This is a genomic window from Sphingomonas antarctica (assembly GCF_965137005.1).
Taxonomy (GTDB): domain Bacteria; phylum Pseudomonadota; class Alphaproteobacteria; order Sphingomonadales; family Sphingomonadaceae; genus Sphingomonas_O; species Sphingomonas_O antarctica.
Window position 1 is genome coordinate 108501 of record NZ_CBCRXM010000009.1, and the last position, 6198, is coordinate 114698.

Annotated in this window: 6 protein-coding genes and 1 pseudogene; 3 read left to right on the forward strand and 4 right to left on the reverse strand. The window is 58.7% G+C overall.

All coding sequences use genetic code 11. The features are described from left to right. Positions 1-33 precede the first annotated feature (33 nt). Positions 34-1503, reverse strand: coding sequence for a PAS domain S-box protein (locus ACM9ME_RS10645; RefSeq protein ID WP_415643449.1), 1470 nt, complete (start codon positions 1501-1503; stop codon positions 34-36). Positions 1504-1661: 158 nt separating this feature from the next. Here ACM9ME_RS10645 and ACM9ME_RS10650 point away from each other — a divergent pair, with 158 nt between their 5' ends. The 3 genes from ACM9ME_RS10650 (at position 1662) to ACM9ME_RS10660 (ending at position 3696) form a co-directional block, all read left to right on the forward strand. Then, entirely contained in the window at positions 1662-1931 is a 270-nt protein-coding gene (locus ACM9ME_RS10650; protein ID WP_415643450.1) for a GlsB/YeaQ/YmgE family stress response membrane protein, read from the forward strand. A 59-nt stretch (positions 1932-1990) separates the two neighbouring features. After that, positions 1991-2707 carry a hypothetical protein gene (locus ACM9ME_RS10655; RefSeq protein WP_415643438.1) on the forward strand — a complete coding sequence of 239 codons (717 nt, stop codon included), beginning with the start codon at positions 1991-1993 and terminating at the stop codon, positions 2705-2707. Between the two features lie 782 nt (positions 2708-3489). Then, positions 3490-3696: a hypothetical protein gene (locus tag ACM9ME_RS10660; RefSeq protein ID WP_415643439.1), complete on the forward strand. Its 207-nt coding sequence runs from the start codon at positions 3490-3492 to the stop codon at positions 3694-3696. 48 nt (positions 3697-3744) lie between these two features. Here ACM9ME_RS10660 and ACM9ME_RS10665 read toward each other — a convergent pair. From ACM9ME_RS10665 to ACM9ME_RS10675, 3 genes and pseudogenes are all read right to left on the reverse strand, one after another. Continuing rightward, positions 3745-3801 (reverse strand): annotated as a pseudogene (locus ACM9ME_RS10665) (DUF1993 family protein); the annotation flags it as partial. A 24-nt stretch (positions 3802-3825) separates the two neighbouring features. After that, positions 3826-4074 carry a hypothetical protein gene (locus ACM9ME_RS10670; RefSeq protein WP_415643440.1) on the reverse strand — a complete coding sequence of 83 codons (249 nt, stop codon included), beginning with the start codon at positions 4072-4074 and terminating at the stop codon, positions 3826-3828. Positions 4075-4507: 433 nt separating this feature from the next. Further along, a complete protein-coding gene (locus ACM9ME_RS10675; protein ID WP_415643441.1) occupies positions 4508-5155 on the reverse strand; it encodes a CAP domain-containing protein in 648 nt (215 codons plus the stop codon). Positions 5156-6198: the final 1043 nt, after the last annotated feature.

Genomic DNA, 6198 nt, shown 5'->3' on the forward strand with positions numbered 1-6198 from the left:
CAGATCTGGTTTTGGTCAACACGGCGGCTCAACTCATTCCTGCCGATTGCCCATGCCTCGCTCTCGGCCCCACACAACAGCACCGCTGCGTCGGTTCGTGCCGACTTTCGAATAAATGCGGGCAACGTGATTGCGCACGGTATTGCGCGATAACCCAAGTCGTTCGGCAATCGCAGTGTCGTCGTGATCATCGCAGATGAGGTCGAGGATCTCACGTTCGCGTGGACTGAGCTCTACGCTTGGCGCGGTGACTTTTGGCCGGCGGAGGTTAGCCAATTTGTCCAATATCGACTGACTGAGCCAGCTGGCGTCCTTCATCACTTCGCTGATCGCGCCAGCCAACTCGCCCTCGCTGCGACGTCGCTCGGTCATATCCTGATAGACCCACAGGACGCATGGGGCTCGCTCTAGGCTCACCGTCTCTGCTGACACCACGCAGTCGATCTTGTGACCATCTTTTGACAGCAGCAGGCCGTCCCGGTCTCGCACTCCACCTCCCGTCATCAGGTCGCGCTCCAAAGCGGCGCGCTCCTCCGAACTGTTCCAAAGCTGCAGGTCGTTTGCTGTTCGCCCGATTGCTTCGTCGTCGCCATAGCCGGTCAATCGCCGGAAGGCCGCGTTCACGCGAGAAATACGGTGATCACGATCGCGCGTGACGACCATGGCGACCGGAGCCATTTCAAAGACCGACGATAAGTGTTGCTCGCTGTCCGCGAGCGCTGTTTCCGCTTCTCGCCGCGGCTCCAAATCGGCGAATGTCAGCAGTAACGCGTCCTCTTCGGTAACATCAATCGGTTGACCAGCGAACAGCACAAGCCGCCGTGAGCCGTCAGCCGTGAGCAACTCGGCCTCCGTTTGAGGCACCACGGAGCCGGTATCGATCAGCCGCCAAAAGGTTTGCGGATCAGCGATCGAGCCCAGCAAATCGGAGCTGACCAGCTTCTCGCCGACGAGCTTGGCTGGCTCGAAATCGGTTAGCGCCTGGAACCCCGGATTGATCTGCATGATCCGATGGTCCCGCAAGCCCACAACGATCGCCGGCGCGGGGTTCGCATTGAACATCGCTTTGAAGCGCGCTTCGGCGTCGAACCGTTCGGAGACGTCGCTGATGACCAGTGCCAGATAATCTGGCTCCCCACCATTATCGTCCATGAAGACATCACGGACCTCGTGAACCCAACGGACCTGCTCTGTCCCGGCCGGCGCAACCTCTACCACGGAGTCTGGCATGCTTTCACCAGCAAGCAGCCGGAACAGCGGGTAGTCGCGGTGCTTGAGCGGTTTGTGCTCAGCCGACCATAAAGCGAACCGCTTCGCATAGCCCTCGGCGGTCCCGCCCAACTCATCGACAGACGAAACGCCATGCATCCGCAATGCAGCTTCGTTGGCGCTCAGTATGACACCTGTGGGATCAACGAGAATTACGCCGTCGAGCAATTGAGCCATGAGCTGCTCCAAATGACGCAGGCTCGGTCGTTCGTCGTTTGCTGACATAAGGGTCATCACCGCAAAGCGCTCGGACACGCCCAACGTTCCCTGTGAGATAACTACAGTAGCTAGTGCACCAGCACTAACCGAGACACCAGCCGATCGTGCGCATTCTGAACATTCCCGATGGTGCGATCGTTTGGATGGCCTCTGTCATACCGGAAGGAATAACCATGGGCCTCATCATTCTCCTCGTCGTAGGTGGGATCATTGGCTGGCTCGCCAGCATGATCATGCGCACCGACGGACAACAGGGCATCGTTTTAAACGTCGTCGTGGGCATCGTGGGCGCTTTACTCGCAGGCTTCGTCGTGACCCCGCTCATTGGCGGCGCACCCATCACCAGCGGCGTGATCAGCATCCAGTCGATCCTCGTGTCACTGCTCGGCGCGGTAGTGCTGCTGGCGATCGTCAATCTCGTTCGTCGCGGCTCGGTCCGCTAAATTCGACTTCGTCGGCACACGGTCCGCAGCAAACCAAATTACCCACAAGGAGAGATCTAATGAACAATGACAACAACGGTTTCACCCATGACGACCCCAACCGTGGTCCGCTTGACCGTGCAGCGAACGCCGTCACCGGCGGCACGGGCGGGATCGATGCGGCCATCGGCCATGACGACCCAAATCGCGGACCGGTTGATCGCGCTACGAATGCCCTGATCGGCGACACTGCAGCCAGCACATCGAGCGGAAACGGCAGTGGCACGCTGTCGGCTATCTTTGACAGCCAGGCGGAAGCCGAACGCGCCGTAGCGGACCTTCGCGACGCCGGTGTAGATAATAGCGGGTTGTCAGTCATCGCTCGTAACAAGGGTACGACGACAGCTCGAGACGGCGATGGTGTCGTGACTGACGAGCACCACGAAAACTTCGTTCGAGGCATCCTCGGCGGCGGTGCTCTTGGTGCTGGGCTTGGCGTCTTGGCGCTGGCCATCCCGGGCGTCGGCCCCCTCGTGGCTGCCGGCGCGATCGCTGCTTCAGCGATCCCAGGCGCGATGGCAATCGGCGCGGCCGCGGGCGCAGCGGCCGGCTCGCTCAACGAGACGCTCAAGGATCACGGCGTCAGTGATGAGGATGCATCGTATTACGGGGAGCATCTCACCAGCGGCGGTGTGTTGGTCACCGTCACTGGCGCCACCGATGGCGTCCGCGTGCGGCAGATCCTGCAGCGTAATGGCGGCCACAGCGTGAACAGTCCGCGCTTGGCTACCGCCTAACTTAGAGGGGTCGGGAATCTTTCCCGACCCCTTTCGATAGCCTGTCGAACGCCGGAATCATTGCGATCGCGGGCCATAATGCTGAGCGCCGCGTTTCAAGCGACGCTAGAATCTGGTCGAGGTTACAGCGCATCACCGCTGCTGGGACGCCGCGGGTCATATCGTTCGCGCCGAGAGCAACGATTGCGAGATCTGGCTTCGTCCGCATCTCGGTAACCGGCGCGGCAAGCGAGCCAAGCCTTGAGCCGTGGTGTTGCCGGACACCCCAGCGTTTATGACAGTCGGACCTGTCAAATCCGCGCGTAGGAGATGCTAAAGCTGAGCCGGAAATGCCTCCTCCCGCTTGAGACCATAGCCAGCCGTCAGGCTATCGCCGAGCGCGAGGATGGACAGGCCAAGCAGGGTAGCGGACATAAAAATTCTCTAATATTGTGAAGGTGAGAGTAGCGTCGCAATCTAAATGTGCAGGCAGATGAGCATCTTCAAGCGCACTAGGGTTGAGCGAGGTTAAGCATCTTTTCAATAACTTGCACGTTTCTCGATCATGGTTTCACGTCCGCCAAGCTATGCACTTTCCTTCGCCAGCGAGTGTCGAACAAAGGCGCCGAGCTCTACGACGCCCGAAGTTCGGCGTCGGTACGAAATGCTCGCTAGCGACTATGACCAGCTCAGCAAGAAAGGCTCGCAGCACATCAGGTCTCGTTACTCCACACCTTGGTGACGAGATCTACCCGCCCGGACTGCGCGACAACTCTCCGGGCCATCTTACGGCAGGATCTCCGATGGCAAAAACGCACGACGAACCCAGCAATGTGGACGCAGACAACGGCGTTGTAATCGTGGATGGTCCAGCCGGCACGGTCATCAGCCTGACACCGCGGGCAGCCCTGACAACGGCAGAACGCCTGAGACAAGCGGGTATAAAGGGCGAGGAACAACTCGCTCAAGCATCGGACGACGCGGTGACGGAGCGCCCCAGCACCGACTAGCAGATCAGCGTTTGATGCGCGGCATGCCAATGAAGTCGCGTTGGCCGAGCTTACCCCCTGCACCCGCAAGATCGCGTATGCGGTCGTCGCGTGAAAATAGAAGATGGAGGTTACGACAGCGCCCGCACATTAGATTAGATGTGCTCTGCCCAGCGCATCAATCACCGCGACGGTATTCTGCTCTGCAAAAGCCTCGCGTATCGCCAGGCCACGATAACGGCCCGCTGGTGCGGTTATGTCGCGTGAAGCCACCACAGCTTCAAGCTGCTGGCGACGACGCACACTCATCGATAGAGCCACTGCGCGGCCTCCCGCGTCGTGCAAGTCGTCGATCGTCTTGTCTAGCGCGCCGGTAAAATCGAGGATGGGAATGACCATCGAACTATCTTGGCGCGGGACGATAACATTTGCGAGTCAGGAGATGTTGTTAAATCGTTCTAATCCGCGCAGCTAGCTGATCATGCACAGGATCACTCGGAACGAGCTTTATTGGCTGGTCTGGCATGTGCTCAGCTTTCCAACCAAATCAGACAAGCGCGACCTCCAATAGCTGAAGGTGTTCGACGGCCCCGGCTCGATCGGTCGCATGGTAATGCGCGTATGCGATGCGATGGACAGCGAGCGGCGATGCGTCGCTGAGATCAAGGGCGATGGTCACATGCTGCCCGAGTCGAAGCCGATTAAGGCGTATTCTCGGGCAGCTCGATTCAGGTTCGCTGGATACGCTCGGCCGAACTTGATTCGGTCGTAAACTGGTTCGGTCGCGGACACTCTCGTGGACGCAAGCGGCCGAGAATGCGAGCCGTCAATGTTATCGGGCGGAGGCATTCGCTAAATTGGTGGGCCTGCTATTTTGAGCGAACGGATCTCCGCCATAGACATTACCCGCTGGGAAGTAGCGGCAGACTAGGAAATCATCGTCCGCGTTGCTGGCCACCGCACAGCCAACCTGTCGTGTGCCGCCCCAGATCATCTGCGTATAATGGCCAACGTCATGCCACGATCCGGTTTTACTGACTTTGGGGAAGCTACCGCGAACGAAGTCCGCGCCCTCATCCGACCAACTTCCGATCATTTCGACGTAGCTGTAGGCTGTACGGGTTCCCATCCACAGGTTTTCGCCCTCGCTCGTAGTTCGCAAATCAGCGCTGTGCTCGAAGCGGCGCGATTGTGCGATCTGAGCGGCATAGACGCTGGCATCCGCGGCCAGTGCAGGATCCCAAGTCAGATCGGCAAGACTAAGTGAATTGCGCAAGCCATTATGCGCTGCAAGCATCGCATCGACGAATTGACGCCCACCACGATCAGCGGGTTTTGCGCCCTTCCACTCAGACGTAGCCTGGATCGCGGTATGGTCCATGTAAGCCACGGTTTGAAAGGCCCCAGAAGTGCCAGCGTGGGTCGGCGTAGTCATCGCCGCGACCAGACTAAAACCGACGACATAAGCTTGCTTGCGCATGACGTTTCATACCTGGCCTAGGTGAACAAACCGTCACCTCGCCGTCGACCCTCCTCACAGCTGGGCTGTGGAGCAGGCACTTAAAAATCTAGTGGCCCTTACGTCGGGACAAGTAGAAGCTACTCTTCGCGCTTCGCCTGCTCAAATAGGACTATGCGCGATTGAGGGGGGTCGACCGGGATGAACGATAATGGAAGAATTGCCGCAGCTGGCAGGACTCCCGAGGTCTTTTCACAGCTCAAGGCCAAAAAATGATCGCGCCTGTATTGATCAGCGCGAGCCTGCTCTCGTCCATCCTCTCGCCACTGGCGCATAACCCAATGCGGTGCGATTGGACGGAACGATTACAATGCGGTCCCGGCGCTGGTTGCCATCCGATTACCAATGATGTTTGGGCGATGGTTGACCCTGGCAGAGGTGAGGTGAAGCGTTGTGACCATTCTGGCTGCGACACATATGTGGGTCGGTTTTCTAGATCCGGGGAGTATACCAACGGCGAAGTGCCGGGTCGGTCGATGCTCTTCCAAATCGGCCCAGCGGGTCGCGCGACGCACGTTGTGACACTGGGCAACACCGTGATTGTCTACCAGGGTCGATGCCGTTCTTCGAGGACTCGATGACTGCCGCGCTGCTTCATAAGGCTGGGGCGATCCACGTCGGTCTTGAAAGCAATGCAAAAGCCTCCCCAGTCACTCGGGCGGGATAAACAGCTAGCGTCGATCGACCAAGAACACCACGTAGCCACGAAAAGCGCGCTGCTCGCGTAAGTCAGACGGCTCCGTCCAATCACCACCCTGGACCAACCCAATTTTGAACGGGATTGCGAGATGACTGATGCGGCGAAAGTAATTCTCATAGCCGGGGATCGTGCGACGCCCCTGATAGGTTTGAATGACAATCTCATCGACTGAGCCACCCAGGCTGATCTGCCCCCCGCTGAGTGGCCCAGAGACTATGATAGTCTGGACCACGAAAGGGACGACGAATGCCGAGCAAGAAGCACAAGCCGGAAGAGATTATCGGGAAGCTGCGTGAAGTTGAGA

What these genes read in the sequence shown, in the direction of transcription:
- ACM9ME_RS10645 (WP_415643449.1), bottom strand. Translation starts at nt 1,503, where the DNA reads ATGACCCTTATGTCAGCAAACGACGAACGACCGAGCCTGCGTCATTTG.
- ACM9ME_RS10650 (WP_415643450.1), top strand. Translation starts at nt 1,662, where the DNA reads ATGGGCCTCATCATTCTCCTCGTCGTAGGTGGGATCATTGGCTGGCTC.
- ACM9ME_RS10655 (WP_415643438.1), top strand. Translation starts at nt 1,991, where the DNA reads ATGAACAATGACAACAACGGTTTCACCCATGACGACCCCAACCGTGGT.
- ACM9ME_RS10660 (WP_415643439.1), top strand. Translation starts at nt 3,490, where the DNA reads ATGGCAAAAACGCACGACGAACCCAGCAATGTGGACGCAGACAACGGC.
- ACM9ME_RS10670 (WP_415643440.1), bottom strand. Translation starts at nt 4,074, where the DNA reads ATGGTCATTCCCATCCTCGATTTTACCGGCGCGCTAGACAAGACGATC.
- ACM9ME_RS10675 (WP_415643441.1), bottom strand. Translation starts at nt 5,155, where the DNA reads ATGCGCAAGCAAGCTTATGTCGTCGGTTTTAGTCTGGTCGCGGCGATG.